The 18,785-nt window shown below is 44.1% G+C and carries 17 protein-coding genes and 1 pseudogene; all 18 read left to right on the top strand.

Going from position 1 to position 18,785, the window contains the following annotated elements; genetic code table 11:
- Positions 1-127, top strand: a 127-nt coding sequence (locus tag L4B77_RS09855; protein WP_429750145.1) for an IS3 family transposase, incomplete at its 5' end; no start/stop codon positions are given.
- Between the two features lie 141 nt (positions 128-268).
- A complete protein-coding gene (gene csrD, locus L4B77_RS09850; protein WP_261838740.1) occupies positions 269-2,290 on the top strand; it encodes an RNase E specificity factor CsrD in 2,022 nt (673 codons plus the stop codon).
- On the top strand, positions 2,287-3,729 hold the full coding sequence (locus tag L4B77_RS09845) for an MSHA biogenesis protein MshI (RefSeq protein WP_429750141.1): 1,443 nt from the start codon (positions 2,287-2,289) through the stop codon (positions 3,727-3,729). The genes csrD and L4B77_RS09845 overlap by 4 nt, the downstream gene beginning before the upstream one ends.
- Positions 3,729-4,376, top strand: coding sequence for a type 4a pilus biogenesis protein PilO (locus L4B77_RS09840; protein WP_261838742.1), 648 nt, complete (start codon positions 3,729-3,731; stop codon positions 4,374-4,376). The genes L4B77_RS09845 and L4B77_RS09840 overlap by 1 nt, the downstream gene beginning before the upstream one ends.
- Entirely contained in the window at positions 4,369-4,701 is a 333-nt protein-coding gene (locus L4B77_RS09835) for an MSHA biogenesis protein MshK (protein WP_261838743.1), read from the top strand. The genes L4B77_RS09840 and L4B77_RS09835 overlap by 8 nt, the downstream gene beginning before the upstream one ends.
- Positions 4,702-4,716: 15 nt before the next feature.
- The gene (gene mshL, locus L4B77_RS09830) at positions 4,717-6,369 is read left to right on the top strand and encodes a pilus (MSHA type) biogenesis protein MshL (RefSeq protein WP_429750139.1); all 1,653 of its coding nucleotides are present in this window, start codon (positions 4,717-4,719) and stop codon (positions 6,367-6,369) included.
- Between the two features lie 53 nt (positions 6,370-6,422).
- The gene (locus L4B77_RS09825; RefSeq protein ID WP_261838745.1) at positions 6,423-7,262 is read left to right on the top strand and encodes an ExeA family protein; all 840 of its coding nucleotides are present in this window, start codon (positions 6,423-6,425) and stop codon (positions 7,260-7,262) included.
- Positions 7,263-7,264: 2 nt separating this feature from the next.
- The gene (locus L4B77_RS09820; protein WP_429750137.1) at positions 7,265-8,431 is read left to right on the top strand and encodes a tetratricopeptide repeat protein; all 1,167 of its coding nucleotides are present in this window, start codon (positions 7,265-7,267) and stop codon (positions 8,429-8,431) included.
- The gene (gene mshE / locus L4B77_RS09815; RefSeq protein WP_372040523.1) at positions 8,421-10,145 is read left to right on the top strand and encodes an MSHA fimbrial ATPase MshE; all 1,725 of its coding nucleotides are present in this window, start codon (positions 8,421-8,423) and stop codon (positions 10,143-10,145) included. Before L4B77_RS09820 ends, mshE begins: the two co-directional genes overlap by 11 nt.
- 12 nt (positions 10,146-10,157) lie before the next feature.
- Positions 10,158-11,381 (top strand): type II secretion system F family protein, encoded by a 1,224-nt coding sequence (locus L4B77_RS09810; protein WP_429750134.1) that lies wholly within the window; start codon positions 10,158-10,160, stop codon positions 11,379-11,381.
- Positions 11,382-11,384: 3 nt separating this feature from the next.
- Positions 11,385-11,849, top strand: a pseudogene (locus tag L4B77_RS09805) (MSHA biogenesis protein MshF).
- A gap of 70 nt (positions 11,850-11,919) precedes the next feature.
- Entirely contained in the window at positions 11,920-12,495 is a 576-nt protein-coding gene (locus L4B77_RS09800; RefSeq protein ID WP_261838750.1) for a prepilin-type N-terminal cleavage/methylation domain-containing protein, read from the top strand.
- A 35-nt stretch (positions 12,496-12,530) separates the two neighbouring features.
- Positions 12,531-13,013 (top strand): type II secretion system protein, encoded by a 483-nt coding sequence (locus tag L4B77_RS09795; RefSeq protein ID WP_429750132.1) that lies wholly within the window; start codon positions 12,531-12,533, stop codon positions 13,011-13,013.
- Positions 13,014-13,152: 139 nt separating this feature from the next.
- Positions 13,153-13,650: a prepilin-type N-terminal cleavage/methylation domain-containing protein gene (locus tag L4B77_RS09790; protein WP_429750130.1), complete on the top strand. Its 498-nt coding sequence runs from the start codon at positions 13,153-13,155 to the stop codon at positions 13,648-13,650.
- Positions 13,650-14,219, top strand: a complete 570-nt coding sequence (locus L4B77_RS09785) for a prepilin-type N-terminal cleavage/methylation domain-containing protein (RefSeq protein WP_372040527.1) — start codon at positions 13,650-13,652, stop codon at positions 14,217-14,219. The genes L4B77_RS09790 and L4B77_RS09785 overlap by 1 nt, the downstream gene beginning before the upstream one ends.
- The gene (locus L4B77_RS09780) at positions 14,219-14,959 is read left to right on the top strand and encodes a PulJ/GspJ family protein (RefSeq protein ID WP_261838754.1); all 741 of its coding nucleotides are present in this window, start codon (positions 14,219-14,221) and stop codon (positions 14,957-14,959) included. Before L4B77_RS09785 ends, L4B77_RS09780 begins: the two co-directional genes overlap by 1 nt.
- The gene (locus tag L4B77_RS09775; protein ID WP_261838755.1) at positions 14,949-15,383 is read left to right on the top strand and encodes an MSHA biogenesis protein MshP; all 435 of its coding nucleotides are present in this window, start codon (positions 14,949-14,951) and stop codon (positions 15,381-15,383) included. The genes L4B77_RS09780 and L4B77_RS09775 overlap by 11 nt, the downstream gene beginning before the upstream one ends.
- Complete coding sequence (locus tag L4B77_RS09770) at positions 15,380-18,643, top strand: DUF6701 domain-containing protein (RefSeq protein WP_429750127.1); 3,264 nt, start codon at positions 15,380-15,382, stop codon at positions 18,641-18,643. The genes L4B77_RS09775 and L4B77_RS09770 overlap by 4 nt, the downstream gene beginning before the upstream one ends.
- Positions 18,644-18,785 lie beyond the last annotated feature (142 nt).

Genomic DNA, 18,785 nt, shown 5'->3' with positions numbered 1-18,785 from the left:
AGATGCAGATGCACTGATAGAGAAAATTAAAGAATACATCGAGTACTACAATACCAAACGTATAAAAGTGAAACTAAAAGGCCTGACTCCGATAGAATATCGAACTCAGGCCTTGAAAGCCGCTTAACAGAAATGTCCAACTTTATGGGGTCACTTCATTTATCGCGGCTTTTTGTTACCTAAAGTTCTTAACACTTTATCGACAACCTCAGTTTATAGTATAAGTAGCGATACGGTATAATGTGAGTTGAAAAGGATTTCGTTATTCATGAGATATACCCCAACACTGAAATTGAGCACTCGCTTAGTGGCCTTTGTCACCGTGATTGTTATCAGCGCGATGTTCATTCTTTTTATCGGTGGCACTCTTTCATTTAAACGTATTGGGCAGGAGTATTTAGACCATTATTTGGTCGGTATTGTCGACGTTGTTGATAAAGAGATGGAAGACCCTGATGCCGCCTATTCGATGCAACGTTGGATGCCTAAGATGTTGCAAGCGAGTAATATTGTTGAGATGGAGCTCTCGAACAAGAGTGGTATCGTTTATCGTTTTAAAGACACCTCTCCACAAATTGATCCTAGCCGTCTCTATGAGAGAAGTTTTGTCTTAGATCGGAATGAAGGTTATCGCATCGAATTTAAAGCTCTTCCCCCCTATATCGGCTATAACTATTCGTTTGAAGCCATGTGGTCAATTACTCTAGCGGTTGCGCTTATTATTTTCTGTTTAGCACGTGGCGTACAATGGCTAAAAGGTCAATTAATGGGTTCTGAAATGCTCGAAGAGCGTGGCAGAATGCTTCTTGCGGGGCAAGTTGAAGCTTATGCAAAAGGCGATGAACGAGAGTGGCCATATACGGCAAGTGAGGCTCTCGATGTCCTAATTGAGGAACTGCAAGATGCCCGGCAAGAGCGGAGTCGCTTTGATACTTTTATTCGCACCCATACTTTCCTAGATCAGCTTACTGGTACAGCTAACCGAATGCTATTTGATAACAAGCTTGAATCCGCACTGCATGAGAGTGGTGCGCGAGGGGGAGTGCTACTGATACGCATTGATGAATGGGAACAGGTTCGTGATGCGAATGATAAGCCAGTGACCGACAGTTTTATTGTTGAGGTTGGCGAGGTGCTTTCAAACATTGTTCAACGCTATCCTGATGTTATGTTCTCTCGTTATTACGACGCTGATTTTGCTGTGTTTATTCCGCATCAGGGGGCAAAGGATATCGCAAAGTTGGCGGCTCAATGTTTAAGGCAGTTAGATAAAATAACCCCACCGAAACCTTTGGCAGCTGACAATTGGTGTCATATCGGTGTGACAATGTATGTTGAAGGTGAGCGCCATAACCTGATCATGGATGAAGCGGAAACAGCATTAAAAAGCGCTCAGTTGGAGCAGGTTAACAACTGGAGTCGCTATCCTAAACAGAATACAAGTGAGCTTGATAGAGGCAGTGTCCGTTGGCGAACCCTGCTTGATAAAGCCCTACTTCCTGAAAACTTAGTGATCTTCACTCAGCGGTGCTACCTTATGTCGGATTCTGATCAGGCTATTGAATTGCATCAAGAAGTCTTCACGAGAATTCATGACCCAGACAAAGGTTTATTGAAATCATCTCGATTTATGCCCGCGGTTGAGCAAGTGGGTTATCAAGCGCAAATTGATCAATCGGTTTTGACGGTTTTATTGAAATCATTGAAAGAATCAACCAAACTCACCAGCTATTCGGTGAACTTGCATGTCACCCCGTTTGCCAATAAACACCATTTTAAGTGGTTTAGAAGTGAGTTGTTACAGCTTTCCGCCCAACACCGATCTCAATTAGCCTTTGAGTTTTCAGAAGGACATCTTATTGCCCACCTTGATTATATGAGACCGGTGGCAAAGATGCTGAAAGGGTTAGGGTGTAAAGTCATTGTCGGGCAAGCTGGACGCACGATTGTAAGCACACACTACATCAAGGATTTAAAGGTTAATTTTATTAAGCTTCATCGCAGCTTAATAAAGAGAATCGATCAAAGACATGAAAACCAACTGTTTGTCCGAAGCTTAATCGGGGCGTGTGGTGATTCTTCAACTCAAGTTATTGCGGTAGGTGTAGAGACAAAGCAAGAAAAGAACACTTTGATAGAGTTGGGTATTAACGGCTATCAAGGCAGATATTTCGAAGAAGAACAACAAATTATCCCTTTGCCTAATCAAGGTGACAGCGCAGTGGAAAACGAATCTGTTGTGAAAGTAGGTCGAAGAAATCGATGGCGCAAGAGTAGTAGTAAAACATGAATTTTAAAGCGATTTTAAACAAGGTAAAGCCAAAGAATAACAGGGGCAGCACACAAGTTGTCGTATTGGGTAATGAGGCTATTTATGTATCATCAGCAGAGCTAGAGGCGCAATCCACTCGTATTCCATTGGTGAATGGGGACTGGGAAAGCGCGCTGAAAAAATCGCTGAATAGTGAGGCTTTTTCTAGTCATCGCTTCCAGTTAATCATCAGCGCTAACTACTACCAAACCTACCAGATCGATAAACCCAACATACCCGAAAACGAATGGCCTGTGGCGCTGCCTTTTTTACTCAAAGATCTGATATCGGAAAGAGTGACAGACATCACTGCGAGTGCGGTCGCGCTGCCCACCTCTAATAAGTTACAAGTGTATGTTTTACCGAGAAAACTGTTGAATAAGTTGGTGAGCATTGCTGATTCAGCGCAAGTTGAGCTTAACGGTATTGCCCCTGAAGACGAAATCTGGGGCTATAGCGCAGGTGAGCTTGCTAATTTTATCCTACTGCAACGCAGTTCTGGATCGCACTTTAAGCTTGGAGCGTTTGTTGACAATACCGTTTGCTTTCAAAGAACCATCCGCAGTGTTGTGCCGCCTTTAACCGGTGTTGCATCCCATTCTCTTCAGTTAGATAGCTTGGCTTTGGAACTGCAACGCTCGATTGATTACCTTTCCTCTCAAATTAAAGGCGCTCAACTGCATCAGCTAAAAATCTGCTGTGATGAGGAAGATGAAGTTGAATTACAAAGTGCTTTAAATAACACGTTGAGTTCAAGTGTCTCCTTATTAGTTGAAGGAGAGCGAGATAATTCAGAACGTTTGTTATTGAAAATCGCGTCTGAAAGAGATGGTTTCAATGTTAACCTTTACCCTGAGCATCTAAAACCGAAGAACGAATCATTCACGCTGACAAATGTTGTCGCCGGTTGGGTGTGTGTTTCTATCCTGCTACTTGGCGGGTACTTTATCATGCAGTATCAAGCTTCAGCACTTGATCAGGGTTTAACGGCATTGCAGCGTGAATCAGCACAGCTTAATAAGCAAGTTGATCAATTGAATAATAAGTTAACTCAGCATAAGCCATCTCTCGATAAAGTCGCCGCAGTGGCGCGTCTCCAGCGAGAGACACAAGCCAAAAAAGAAGCTTTGAAGGCGGTAGGACAATACGATGAATCACAACAGGTCGGATATTCTGGTGTGATGATGGCCTTAGCTAAATTAGGTCGAAATGATATCTCACTCTCGCAGATTTACATCACTCACGACACGTTGGATCTCAGTGGTTTTGCTCGTAATGCTGATGCCGTTCCTAACTGGGTTGGTCAATTTAGAAGTGAACTTAATTTAGTTGGGCGAGCTTTTGAAAAACTCAAAATCGGTCGTAATGATCAAGATGTGGTGACGTTTGAGCTCAGCACTCGCAGGGAGAGCAAATAATGCAGTGGTGGAACCAACTTAACGACAAGTTTCTCGTTTTAAGCCAAAGAGAGAAATGGTTAATTGTTGTGTGCGGTTTGGTAGGGGTATCCATGTTGTTGTTCATCACATTGCTGGAGCCTGCGTATCTCAATTTACAGGCGAAAAGCACTGAGACGATGAGCCTGACTCATTCAAACCAAAGACAACAAGGCGATTTACTGACTCTGCAAGCTCAGCTCAATAGTGACCCAGATAAAGACATTAATGTTGAACTCAAGACATTACTCGAAGAAAGCCAAGCGCTTTCACTTCAGTTATCAGAAATCGTAGAGGGGCTGATCTCGCCTTCTCAAATGTCGCAGCTGTTGGAAAATGTCCTGAAAGCAGGCGATGGACTCAAATTAGAGTCTCTTGAGTCATTAAAACCAGAAGCCATTTCGAATAATCAAGAAACCAGTGAATATTCAGGTTATTTTCTTCACCCAGTAAGAATGGAGTTAACGGGGAGTTACTTTGATATTGCCGCTTATCTTCAAGCGCTAGAATCTCTGCCAGTTAACTATTACTGGCGCACATTTAAATACACAGTTGAAGAATACCCTAAAGCTCGACTTGTACTCGAGGTTTACACATTAGGTACCAGACAGGAGTTTATCGGTGGTTAGAGCTCTATTGTTGTCCTTACTGTTTAGCAGTTCAGTGGCGTGGGCCGAGCAAGACCCGACCGCCCCGTTAGGCTGGCTTAATCATGAACAAAAAATAGCGTCAGAGAAGGCGACCCCCATTCGTTATCGCTTGCCGTCTCTAGAGAGCATCGTTTGCAGAGGTGACATCCCCTGCTATGCCATTATGAATGGTCAAGTTCTCGGTCAGGGAGATACGATCAAAGGGTACCGAGTTAAGGACATCGCTCCAGAATATGTCACTCTACAGAGAAGCTCTAAGCAGTGGAAATTAGAGATGTTCTCTTTAGATGTTAAGAATAATTAAGGTTAGAGTGAAGACATGCGTAAATTAGTATTAGTAATTCTAGTGTCATCGTTAGTTGGTTGTTCAATGGGGCATAGAGATCCTGTTGAAATAAAAGAGTCTTTGAACGCATCGATTAATGAGGCCAATAGCAAGGTTCTTCATGATCTTCCGTCTTCAGTTCAAGATGATCTTATGCCTCAACTTGATTCAGACTCTACCTCTCCGGATATGGAAAAGGTCAAGCGCTTCCGTATTCAGGCGAAAGATGTTGACGCGAGAACTTTCTTTACAAGCTTAGTGAAAGGCACCGAATACAGTGCTGCTATTCACCCTGGTGTCTCAGGAAAGCTCACTTTTAATCTCACAGACGTTACCTTAGATGAAGTTTTGTCGGTTGCACAGGACATGTATGGTTACGATATTGAAAAGCGTGGCAAGGTCATACAGGTTTATCCTGCTGGCCTTCGCACGGTCACTATCCCTGTCGATTACTTGCAATTAAAACGCTCAGGTCGATCATTAACAACGATCAGTACAGGAACGATCTCTAATTCTGATTCTAATTCATCAAACTCTTCAAGTTCGAACTCGTCAAATTCATCGAACTCATCGAATTCGACATCAAATGGCGGTACTGAGATTGAAACGACCTCTGAAAGTGATTTTTGGCCACAGCTTGAAGCTGCGGTTGCTCATCTGATTGGGTCTGGTGATGGTCAAAGTGTGGTTGTGACTCCGCAAGCGAGTGTGATTACCGTTCGTGCATATCCGGACGAAATTCGTGAAGTCAGAGAGTTTTTGGGGATTTCTCAGAAGCGTTTGCAGCGCCAAGTTATTTTGGAAGCCAAAATCATGGAAGTCACCTTGAGCGATGGGTACCAACAAGGCATTAACTGGACGAAGATGTTTTCGGCAAATGGCACCAACTATACGCTCGGTATGGGATCGATTGTTAAAAATGCGGCGGGTGCGATTATCCCTGGTGCATTGCCTGGCATGGATCCAATTGGTGCGACTTTGGGCGGTCAATCTAACCTTGTTGTCTCTGGAGGGAGTTTTGAAGCTGTATTGAGTTTCATGGGGACACAAGGTGACCTCAATGTGCTTTCTAGTCCTCGAGTCACCGCTGCCAATAACCAGAAAGCCGTGATTAAAGTGGGCACTGACGAATATTACGTCACTGACTTATCAAGTACGGTCGGCAGCGGTGATAATGCCAATGTTGCCCCTGATGTTGAGCTTACTCCCTTTTTCTCTGGTATCTCGTTGGATGTGACGCCGCAAATAGATGATAAGGGAAGTGTGTTCTTGCATGTTCATCCAGCCGTTATTGAAGTTGCGGAAGAAGTGAAAGAACTTAATCTTGGTGCAACAACGGGGGTGGTATCACTGCCTTTGGCAAAAAGTTCTATTCGTGAGTCTGACTCAGTGATTCGAGCACAGGATGGGGATGTTGTCGTTATTGGTGGATTAATGAAATCCAACACGAATGATATCACCTCCAAAGTCCCATTCCTGGGAGATATTCCTGGATTAGGTCACTTGTTCCGTAATACCCGTCAATTAACCCAGAAAACAGAGTTAGTCATTTTATTAAAACCAACGATTGTTGGTGTGAATACTTGGCAAACGGAAATAGAGCGTTCTCGAGATCTTCTGCAACAGTGGTTTCCTGATGAAAAGTAGTCACAGGTTTTCTCCATGTAGATTGGCAGTATGTCATTAAGGTAGGTCACCTTATGTATCAAGCGCATTTTGGCTTTGAACAACTGCCGTTTACTCTTACGCCGAATACTGAGTTTTTTTATGGATTAGCGCCTCATTTTGAGGCCATTCAAATGGTTATTTCGGCGTTAGAGATGGGGGAAGGTGTGATCAAGGTGACGGGCGAGGTCGGCACTGGGAAAACGATGGTATGCCGAATGCTGGTGAATCATTTACAAAACAGTACGGCTCTGATCTACCTTCCGAACCCAATGTTATCGGGTGCCGACTTACGTCAAGCCGTCGCCAAAGAATTAGATATTGTCGTCGAGAGCGAAGCCACCTTAGTGGATAATATTCAACATCGATTAATTGAGTTGAATCGCGCAGGATTAAGAGTGGTTGCGATACTCGATGAGGCTCAAGCTCTGTCGGATGAGGTGCTCGAAACGTTGAGATTATTCGGTAACCTCGAGACTGAAGATAAGAAACTGCTCCAAATGGTGCTGCTAGGACAACCGGAGCTGGATGTTAGGTTGGAGGAGTATCATCTTAGGCAGTTTCGTCAGAGGATTACTTTTAGCTCGACATTGAGGCCGCTAACTCTCGATGAAACCGTCGCTTACATTGACAATCGGATCGTGAAATCGGGTGGTAATCCTGAGTTGTTCAGTTTGAATCAAAAAAAGGCAATCAGCCGCTCTTCGTTAGGTATTCCAAGGTTGATCAATCAACTCTGTCACAAAGCTTTATTGCTTTCGTTTAGTGAGAATAAGCAACACATTGAGAATCAGCACCTGTATTCAGCCATGCACGAGACATACGATGTATGTAAACCAAAATTTAAAACGCCAATATTGTGGGGTTGGAATTAATTATGAGTGTCATTAACAACGCCTTATCTGAGTTGGCAAAAAAGCAGTCAACAACTTCGATTGAAGCGGTCGTCGTACCGAAAATCCGAACACACTCTCCTTTAATGTGGGTTGCTGTGGGTTTTACACTCAGTCTGGCCATGAGTGGTTGGGCGATATCACAAGGCCCGGCTGTTGATCGAACAATATCAACTCGGGATGCACAAGCTCCGCTCTCGGTTGTGGATAATCAGAGCGAAAATCACAGTGGGATAACACCGGAACTGTTGTCACCAACTAAAAAATTAGTGACGCTAAACGCAACGACGATTTCTTCGGAAAATTTAACGGTATCTTCTGGCGAGCAAATTAAAGCTGTGGCTCAATCGAACGCAGCAACGGCACATGGCTCCCAAGTCACTCAATCTCAAGTCATGCCTAAGCTGCCCAGTACCGCCAAAGCCACTCATACGGGCATTCCCAAACCGATGTCTGTTGCGAGTGTGGCTAAAACCGATCCTAGGTCGGTCTCCAATAAGATAGATAGTGATGGTGATTCAAAAAATAACGCAATGTTGATTGAGCAGGTGGAGCTAACGCCAAAACAATTATCAACAAACGCACAAGGTCGAGCTCAGAAAGCGTTGGATGCGAACGATCTTAATGGCGCCTTGAAAGGCTATACAGAGGCGCTCCGCTATGCGCCAAGAAATGAGGATGTGCGTCAGAAACTGGCCATTCTCTATTTTGGAAAAGGGGAGACTCGAAAAGCTTATGAGCTTTTTCAATCCGGTATAAAATTGAATAACGATGGTGAAAAACTGCGCCTAGGGTTGTCAAAACTACTGGTCAAAGCAAATCAGGCTGAGGCGGCGTTGAGCCCGTTAATACACTTGCCGCCCAATCCAACGAAAGAATATTTAGCAATGCGTGCCGCTTTGAGCCAAAAAGCGCAGCAAGAGGAGATGGCGTTGGAGAGCTATCGTCGGCTCGTTGAAGTGGACTCAGAGAATGCGCGCTGGTGGTTAGGGTTGGCCATTCAACAAGAGCGACAGCTTGATTTTTCCGCGGCAAAAGAGTCTTATCAAGGTGCTTTAACCCGAGTTGGTATATCGTCGCAGTCACAAAGTTTTGCCCGTGACCGCTTAAAAATACTCAGTACCTTAGAGGAGAGTAGCGATGAAAATTAGATTAAGGAAGCGACTCGGTGATTTGCTTGTTGAAGAAGGTATTGTTACAGACAATCAAGTAGAACAAGCTCTTGCGGCCCAAAAGCATACCGGGCGTAAGCTAGGCGATGCGCTGATAGAGCTGGGTTTTTTGTCTGAGCAGCAGATGCTGACCTTTTTATCTCAACAGCTAGCGATTCCTCTTATTGACTTAAGTCGTGCTGATGTCGATGTAGAAGCGGTGCAGTTGTTGCCTGAGGTGCATGCCCGCCGTCTGCGAGCGTTGGTTATTGGACGTCAAGGGGATACCTTACGTATCGCGATGAGTGATCCGGCCGATCTCTTTGCGCAAGAGTCGTTGCTTGGTCAACTGGGTAACTACGAATTAGAGTTTGTAGTCGCGCAAGAAAGGCAATTGGTTGAGGGGTTTGACCGCTATTATCGAAGAACCAAAGAGATAGCCTCATTTGCTGAACAGTTGCACGCTGAACATCAAGTTAATGATGCCTTTGATTTTGATATTGCTGAAGAAGACAGTGATGAAGTTACCGTCGTTAAGCTCATTAACTCGTTGTTTGAAGATGCAATCCAAGTTGGCGCTTCTGATATTCATATTGAACCGGATTCAAACGTATTACGCCTTCGTCAGCGGATTGATGGTGTCTTACATGAAACACTGCTCAATGAGGTGAATATAGCTTCAGCGTTAGTTTTACGTTTAAAGTTGATGGCCAACCTCGATATTTCAGAGAAACGTCTTCCTCAAGATGGTCGTTTTAATATTCGCACAAAAGGCCAATCGGTTGATATTCGTATGTCGACGATGCCGGTACAGTATGGCGAGTCGGTGGTGATGCGCTTGCTTAATCAAACATCAGGTCTCCGTAAATTAGAAGCATCAGGTATACCCAGTGATCTTCTTATTAGACTGCGTCAACAGTTACGCCGCCCGCATGGCATGATCTTGGTGACAGGCCCTACGGGGTCAGGTAAAACAACCACTCTTTATGGGGCGTTGAGTGAACTGAACGAACCGGGTAAGAAGATCATTACCGCAGAAGATCCGGTTGAATATCGCCTTCCGCGAGTGAATCAAGTGCAAGTGAATCCTAAGATAAATCTCGACTTTTCTACTGTTCTTAGAACTTTTCTTCGTCAGGATCCCGATATTATTCTTATAGGTGAAATGCGAGATCAAGAAACGGTCGAAATTGGTTTGCGAGCAGCACTTACGGGCCACTTAGTGTTAAGTACACTGCATACCAATGATGCTGTAGACAGTGCGCTGCGTATGATGGATATGGGCGCGCCGGGCTATTTGGTGGCGAGCGCGGTGAGAGCGGTAGTCGCACAGCGATTGGTTCGTAAGGTATGCACAGATTGTAAGGTGAATGACGAATTAGATGAAGCTCGTAAACAGTGGTTGAGTGTCCGTTTTCCAAATCAGGTGGGTGTCTCATTCATGAAAGGGCGTGGTTGCCAGAACTGCAACTTGACTGGCTACAGTGGGCGTATTGGTGTGTTTGAAATGTTGGAGTTAGAGCAAAACATGATGGATGCATTAAGAGCAAATGATGCGGTAGGCTTTGCTCAAACCGCGAGACGGTCTGAAAGTTATAAACCGCTATTAGCTTCTGCTATGGAGCTCGCTTTGCAAGGTGTGGTGAGTCTTGATGAGCTTATGCTTCTTGGTGAAGGTGATGCTTCTGGATCCACGGATCCTATTTATCTGTAGAGGTAAAGTGATATGCCAACATATCGTTATGTCGGACGCAGTTCTGATGGTCGCCAAGTCACTGGCCGATTGGATGCGAATAACGAAGATCTTGCGACAGAAAGTTTGCTGAATAAAGGGATTATTCCTACTTCAATCAAGCTCGGCAGAAGTGGTGGCTCAATATTGGATAGGGATGTCTCTAGCCTGTTCTCACCGACTGTTCCGCTTGAGGTGTTGGTTCTGTTTTGCCGCCAGTTATACAGCTTGACCAAGGCGGGGGTTCCATTATTGAGATCGATGAAAGGCCTGACTCAAAATTGTGAAAACAAACAGCTGAAAACGGCTTTAGAAGAAGTGGTCACCGAGTTAACGAATGGTCGGGGGTTATCCACATCGATGCAGATGCACCCCAAGGTATTTAGCTCATTATTTGTATCGATGATCGGTGTTGGTGAAAATACCGGTCGCTTAGATCAAGCTTTGTTACAGTTAGCTGGATATTATGAGCAAGAAGTCGAAACTCGTAAGCGGATCAAGACGGCGATGCGTTATCCGACGTTTGTCGTTAGCTTTATTTTGGTGGCGATGTTTATTCTCAACATCAAAGTTATCCCACAGTTTTCGAGCATGTTCGCGCGCTTTGGTGTCGAGCTACCATTACCAACACGTATTTTGATCGGGATGTCGGAGTTCTTTGTTAATTATTGGGGGTTAATGCTTGCTGTGATTTTCGGTCTTATTTTTGGCTTGAAAGCATGGTTAAAGACAGACAAAGGCTTAGAAAACTGGGATCGGTTACGGTTGAAACTACCGGTTATTGGTGGCGTCGTGAATCGAGCTTTGTTGTCGCGTTTCTCTCGAACTTTCGCATTGATGTTGAAAGCGGGCGTGCCACTGAACCAATCATTAGCACTCTCTGCCGAGGCTTTGGATAACCGCTTTCTTGAACTGCGTGTTCAAGGTATGAAGTCTGCAATAGAAGCGGGTAGTACGATTTCATCTACCGCGATTAATAGCGAAATTTTCACTCCACTCGTTATACAAATGATCTCGGTGGGAGAAGAAACCGGTCGAATTGATGAGCTGCTATTGGAGGTGTCCGACTTTTATGATCGTGAAGTTGATTACGATTTAAAAACACTAACAGCAAGAATTGAACCTATTTTATTGGTGATTGTTGCAGGCATGGTGCTTGTCTTAGCTTTGGGTATTTTCTTACCTATGTGGGGAATGTTAGATGCTATCAAAGGGTAGGGAATGTTAAATAACCGACAACGCTCACGCTTTGTTATTTGGAGTGTGGTTATCCTTTTTTTAATGATAGCGTTGCTTTCTGCATGGGACACAATAGAAGAAGACGCAACCAATACCGCATTGATCGTAGCAAGCAAACGGATTTTGGAGCAGGCCAATTTGTTCAAACAACAATACCTGTTATCGAGTCCGGAGAAAAAAAATGATTTAAAACGATTAAAGCACTATAGCCGAACGGGCTGGATCATGCCGATCCAAGGCTCAAAGCGAAACTGTCAATATTGGTTAGAACAACTGTACCCTCAATAGAATATCTTGGGAATCACGTCGCCCAGTATTGAAGATAAAAGCAGTTCCTTACAATTTCATTGTATTTATCATTATGGTGAGAAGTATCAAATAGACATCGTATTAAAAAAAGACAGGTTTACGGTCAAGGCCAATATTTTGGCGTTGAGAGCGTATTGACACTGTTTTAATGATTTTATACATGTGTAAATGTATACTGCGCGTTAACAATTAGGTGAGTGGGTAGCAAATGCTTAAGAATCAAAAAGGTTTCTCTCTAGTCGAGTTGGTCATTGTCATTGTCGTTGTCGGTTTATTGGCAGCCGCGGCTTTACCTCGCTTTTTAGATGTGACCGATGAGGCCAAGAAATCAAGTATTGAAGGTGTTGCTGGTGGTTTTGCAACCGCTGTTTTATCGGCAAGAGCACAGTGGGAAGCGGAAGCAAGGCCATCGAAGAAAATTGGCGTTGAAACATACAATACTGTAAATTATGACGGTGTGGATTTTTGGTTGACTAGGTCAAAAAATAGCAATGGTGTGGAAACGGACTTTCGAGACGGCTACCCATTGACTCTGAATCATAATTCCGGCATCGCTCCACAGGGTATTTCAGATAAAACCTGCTCTGAGTTAATGGAAAATTTATTACAAAATCCGCCTAAAGTTGGCGCGGTTTCTGATATTGCTAACGACTCAAATTACAAATATTCAGCAAAAGCAAATTCAGGTGAGGCAACCTGTACTTACATTCAATTAGAAGGTAATACTGAGCACCAATTTGTTTATGAAATTAAAACCGGTCGCGTGACCGTAACTTTGCAGTAAGTCTGCGCAAAATAGAACATAGAGAGAGCTTAACTATGAAAAGACAAGGCGGTTTCACCCTAATCGAATTAGTGGTTGTAATTGTTATTCTGGGTATCCTTGCGGTTACGGCTGCACCCCGCTTCTTAAACCTGCAAGACGATGCGAAAAAAGCGACTCTTGAAGGGTTAAAAGGCTCTATTCAAGGCGCATCTGGTATCATTTACGGTAAATCAGCGATTGAGGGTATTGAATCCATTGCATCTGGTGCTGTTAGCGCAGGGGCGTCTACCATCAACGTTGTATATGGTTATCCGGAAGCGTCTTCTTCTGCGATCACCGCAATCGTAGGCGGTCTTGGTACAAACGAAGACTTTACTTTTATTAAGGAAGTGACAGCAGGTAGTGAAGTGACTTTCGGTCTTAAAGATTATAAAACTCATTGCGTTAGCTACACTGAAGCGATAGACAAAAATTCAGCTCCCGTTATTAAGGTTATCGATACTGAAGCAAATTGTACGGCTTCTACTACCCCATAATGGCACTTAACTTTTAGGCCAGCTATTGCTGGCCTTTTTTCTATCTACAGCACACAAATAACAAAACGATATCTATACATAACATCGTAACTGTCGTTCTTTTGTATAATCAGTATTCGTTAGACGTTAGAGGCTCAATATGGATAGCAGCCCCAAATCCCGCGGCTTTACTTTAATCGAGTTGATCATCGTTATCATTATACTCAGCATTATTTCAATTTTTGCCGCAAGCCGCTTCGTCGGCACCTCTAGTTTTTCTACTTTTACTGCGCAAGAGCAAGCCATCTCCGTTATACGCCAAATTCAGGTTAATCGAATGCAATCTAATGTTTCTGGGGCTAATAATAGCTTTCGCCTGGCGATTAACCGCGACTGTTTAGGCTCTGTAACCGCTTGTCGCTTAGATCTATCGAACAGTGCCCAGAAAAAACAAGCGGATGCGCGTAGTGATTATGTCCGAGAGGCTGATATTTCATTTTCTCCGACGAATACCATTATCGACTTTGATCTATTGGGTAACCCTTCTACCCCTTCCGGGAGTACGGAAGTGAATATTACTATTCATTCAAACTCTTCAAATTACAGCTCTCAAGTGTGTATCAACTATCAAGGCTATGTCCGTGAGGGAGCGTGTTGATGATTCGAACAAGAGGTTTCACTCTTATTGAAAGTATTGTTGCGATTGTCATACTGGGCATTGCGATGATCACGATTGCGAGCTTTTTAGTGCCACAAGTCACCCGTTCTGCAGATCCACAATATCAAAATCGTTCTGTTGCTTTGGGGCAGAGTTTGATGAATCAAATTTTAGCTCTTGGCTTTGATGAACACAGTGATTTTGATGGTGGTTTGGTTCGTTGTGGTGATGCTGGTGCGGCAACTTGCTCTGCTCCGAATAAACTCGGTGTGGATGGCTCAGAGGCAACGCCTGCGGCTTTTAATGATGTTGATGATTATATTGGCTGTTGGTATACAGACAGTACCAAGTCCGATTGTGTCTCTTCTACTCAATCCCCATTAGCCAATATTTTGGATGAGAATATCACCGATAGTTATGCGAATTTTCGTGTTGAGGTTGTGGTCTTTTATGATCAAAACCTGGACGGAACCGATGATAATGCGATTGGCACAATGAAACGCGTTGAATTACAAATCTTTGGTGGTCAAACCCGCTATAGCTTGATTGCTTACAAGGGGAATTACTAATGAAGCAACGGGGTTTTACTCTTATCGAAATGATCGTAACGATTGCTGTGGTGGCGGTTATTGGGTTGGCGATTGCCAGTTTTGTTGAATACGGTATGAAAGGCTATGCTGAGACGATTGACCGACAAAAAGTACAAGTAAAAGGTCAATTTGTTGTAGAGAAAATGTCACGAGAGATAAGCCACGCGGTTCCGAATAGTTTTACTACCACGATCACTCCGGCTTCGGCTTTTTCTCAAAAATGTATCGTTTTCTATGCGATTAAGTATTCCGGTTTTTATCACCTAGATGAAGCGAACGATAAACTGAATTTTATTATCGGGCAAGACTCCCCAAGACTCGATGCTAATGATTATCTTATTATTAATCCCACCACTCCCTCTGAGTTAGGGGCGGGCTCTACCAAGCGAATTTCGGTCTCAGGCTTAGCCTCTACGAATAATGTATTTACGGTCTCTTCGGTAAGCCTTAGCAGTCAGTCAATTGCTCGGCGACATTATATCTATGATAGCAATGCTCGCGTGAGCTATTGTTTGGTGAATGATACTGTTCGAAATCAAGGTCTAATCCAACGTAATGGCGTCACTGTTGCAGACAGTATCAATTTCGCTCAAAGTGATTTCCGCTACGAAGAACCCAGCTTACAGCGAGGTGGTGTGATTCACATTGACCTCGTACTTGAACAAAACCGTGAAGTTAGTGTTTACCAACAAGATGTGCAGGTACTCAATGCGCCATAGAAAATCATCTCAACAAGGTAGTGTGCTGGTCGTGGCTGTATTTGTTATCGTGGTGATCGGCTTTCTTGCCACTTCCTTAGTGCAAGTACAGTGGTCGAATCACGATACACTAACGCGTAAGCAACTGGGTACTCAGGCTTGGCTTTTAGCGCATTCTGCGAATGAATGGGCATTGACGCAAGTGTATCCTCTGTCAGTCTCACCTGCGGTGTCAACAAGCGTTAATACGGCCTGTAACGACTTAAATTCAAATCAGGTGAGCAACGGTATGTCGACTATCTGTCGTGTAGACCAATTAACCTGTCATCAGGTTGGTGTTTTAGATGGTGTGGGCTTTTTTAAAATTGAATCAACGGCGGTGTGTGGCTCTGGAATCAATCAAGTGCAACGCATTCAAGAAGTGTGGGTGAGAGAGACAAAATGAAATATCTTAGTCTTATATTTGCGTTGATCTTGGTTTCTTTTCCCGCTTTTGCGGACTTTTCTTCCTCTCAATGTCGTGCCCTTAATTCTGGAAGTGATTTTTCGGTATGGTTTAAGTTGGATCCTGCATCAGCTCAAGACACCATCTACGCCACGAAAAGAAACAGTTCTAGCCCGGCTCCAATGTGGACGAATGATCGCCGTGTTAGAGATGCTGTGATCGATGACAAGGAAACGGTGAGCGGTGATTTCTATGAAGTTTTACTTGAGTATCAATCTGATAGGAATAAGTCTGGGTGGTTAACTTACCACTTATGGGAAGGTCGTTCTTGGCGACAAGTCGGTGTACCGCAATATGCAGACCTTTCCGGGCTTTCTGCTGCCATTGCGGTTTCAGGGGATGGAGCCAGCGACATCCAATGTGGTGATATCGCAACACCACCGCCCCCACCGCCATCCCCCGAGATTTGTGATGTGACACCAAATGTCGTTCAATCTTGGGGGGGGAATAGCCGTTTAAAATGGACTTCTAGTACGCCCAGTATCCAGATAGAAGGTACTTACCAGGCCAGTGGTCAGGTGGGTATTGGGGTTGATCCTACTAATCCGGCAGGATTAAAAACACAGTGTGATGGAAAGGAGTGTATCGAGAATTCATCGTTATATGTAGCGGAGCCGAATATCGTTAATTTAGACTTGTCAACAGGTCAGAATGTGGATGCTGGTTGGCAAGTGATTGATTTGGGTAGTGGTAAGTACAATACAGTCTCAGCAGGCGGTTCTGGTACTATTCATTTGACGGGGGATACCTATTACATCGAACGCTTAATGGTTGGCGCAAGCGGTAAAATAGTCTTGTCTCAAAATACTCATATCTATGTGAATCGTTTTGAATTGACGGGGGCTGGAGAGGTCGTTAGCAATAATTTCAAACTCTCTATATGGGCTGAAAACTATCAAGGGAGTCAGGCGTTAGTGCGTGTTGAACGGCCTTTAAACGCACTCATTTTCAGTCGAGATAAGGTGATTGTCTCTGGTGGTAATGGCCTTATACACGGGCGTGTTACTGCGAAAAATATAGAATTGCGACCAGATGGAAAAATCATTGATGATGGTCAACTGTGCCCTGTGCAACCCCAACCCACAGACTATCAATTGAGTTTGACCCCGAATAAGGATTTCTCATTATTGTGTGAAAACCCGGAAGTGACGGTGACTGTTACGGATAAACAAGGGAATCCACCCTCGAAGCAGGTTGCGGTCAATGTAACGGTACCTGCCGGTATGTCGGTTATGAATGTTGTAGAAGGAAGTTACAACGGTGGTCGGTCCTATTTAACCAACTCGTCAGGAGTATTAACCTTTCAATTGGATGCGGCTTCGATTGGTCATTTTCGGGTTGAGGCTGAATTAGAATCCGACTCAACGGAAAACGATGCCGGTGATTTTTTAGTCTCTCTTTATAAATTTGAAGCGAGTGATGTGTTTGCTATTGCTGGAAAAGAGGCTCAATTTACTTTTAATGTCCTAGCTTGTAAGAATGATGCCGTCACTCCTGTATCAGGTTATCAAGGAGACAAAGACCTTAGCGTTTCGGACTTTTTATTGATTCAGCCGACTAGTGCGCAAGGGGCTGTTGATGGCAACTTACTCGTCAAAGGCAATAGTGGTGGTTGGAGTGATACAGCCATCACGGCTAATTTTGATCACACCGCTCAAGCGACAGGGTCTGTTATTTACAATGAAGCGGGGAGGGTGAGCTTTAAACTCTCAGATCCAAGTTTTCAATGTCCCACGGGGTATGATTGTAAAGATAACGAAGGTGGAAGTTGGGATACATTGGAAGGTATTGTCAATGTTGATGTCAGACCTTGGCAATTCGCGATTTGTACGAATAATAATTCGGATGGCAATAGTGATAAAGGCAATGCATTTGTTGCTGCCGGTGAAGCCTTTGACGTGTTTGCTAAACCCATTAGGTTTACGGGCGATCCTAGCCAGTTGTGTAACGATCGCTTAGTCACACGAAACTATTGGCTTTCTGATGGTGCGGTCAGTGTCACTCGCACCTTAGATACGCCAAGTAACAGTGGTGCCGTGCTGGGGAGTTTAGAACCAAGCAATCGACTCATTCAATCGACTTCTGAGATAGTACCAGCTGACAACGGTTATAAATTCAAAAGCTTAAAATATTCAGAAGTGGGTAGCTTTAATTTTATCGCGACTGAAACTGGGCACTTCTATAGCTCAATTTTAGGCGGCTTCTCTGGTAGTAAATCGATAGGACGCTTCTATCCTAAATATTTCATACAAGGTGATCCTGAGTGGAAGGTCGCGGATCAAAACGATATCGCGTATTTAGATCAGCCTTATGATTCAGCCGTTCATCAAGTGTATCCCATGGCCTCTGGTGAAAATGATACGGATAAAGCGCTCAATAATTACCGCTTCTTTGCTCCACAGCTGCAAGTAAAGTTTGGTGTGTTAAAGGACAGCAGTATAAAGAATAGCCTCTTGTTGGATACTCGCTCTGGAACCTGGTCTGCTGCTCATCGGCAATGGTTATTGAATGACAGTGCGGCGGTTTTTAAACGAGTCATAGGCACTGATGGCGTCAGCATTAAAGATACGCCTTTCAATACTTCGGATGCCAACTCGACAACGACTCACTTCGGTTTAACGCTTGATGGACCAGACCCGGTTTCATTTACTGATTCTGAACCGGTGACGAATTCGGCCGTTTTCCCAATCCAACCTCCTGCGCGATACGGTCGAATGGCGCTTGATGATATTGGTGGAAACTCTGGTCGAGCCTTAACGATCCCACTTCGAGTCGAGTTCTGGGATGGCAATCAGTTTGTTGTTAACGAAGACGATAATCGTAGTACCTTTGATGGCTTCAACTATTGTAAGCAAGTCATTTGGCATCGCGCGGGGTCTGTGACCACATCAGTTTCACCGAGTGGCAGTGGAAAGGTGAATGATGGTGAAGACAAAGTAACCGCGCAGCAAAATACACCTTCTGCGACTTCTCCCCGTGAGCAAGTTCGTTTATGGTTAAGACTGGATGCATCGCCCCCTCTGGCTAAAACTGGCGAGAATCCTGTTGTATGTTCAGGCAGCGATCAAGATCAGCCATGGCTGCGCTACAACTGGCGTCAGTTAGGTGATGAAGATCCATCAACCGTCGTCACATTCGGTATCTATCGGGGGAACGATCGCGTGATCTATCGGGGGGAAAGTGGCTTAACAGGCCGGTAATTCTATCATTTTGCCCCCTTAAGTTAGGAATCTGTAAGAAATTACGGGTTTCAGTCCATGTTTATACGTCAATGCCTTGCCGTAACTGCAAGGCATTGGTACATTTAGTGCAATTTTTGTCTTCTAATTCTTGCAGGATGAG

This window comes from Vibrio minamisatsumaniensis, from assembly GCF_050337445.1.
Lineage (GTDB): Bacteria > Pseudomonadota > Gammaproteobacteria > Enterobacterales > Vibrionaceae > Vibrio > Vibrio artabrorum.
Note: the sequence above shows the minus strand (reverse complement) of the source record. Positions and strands in the feature narration are given on the sequence as shown.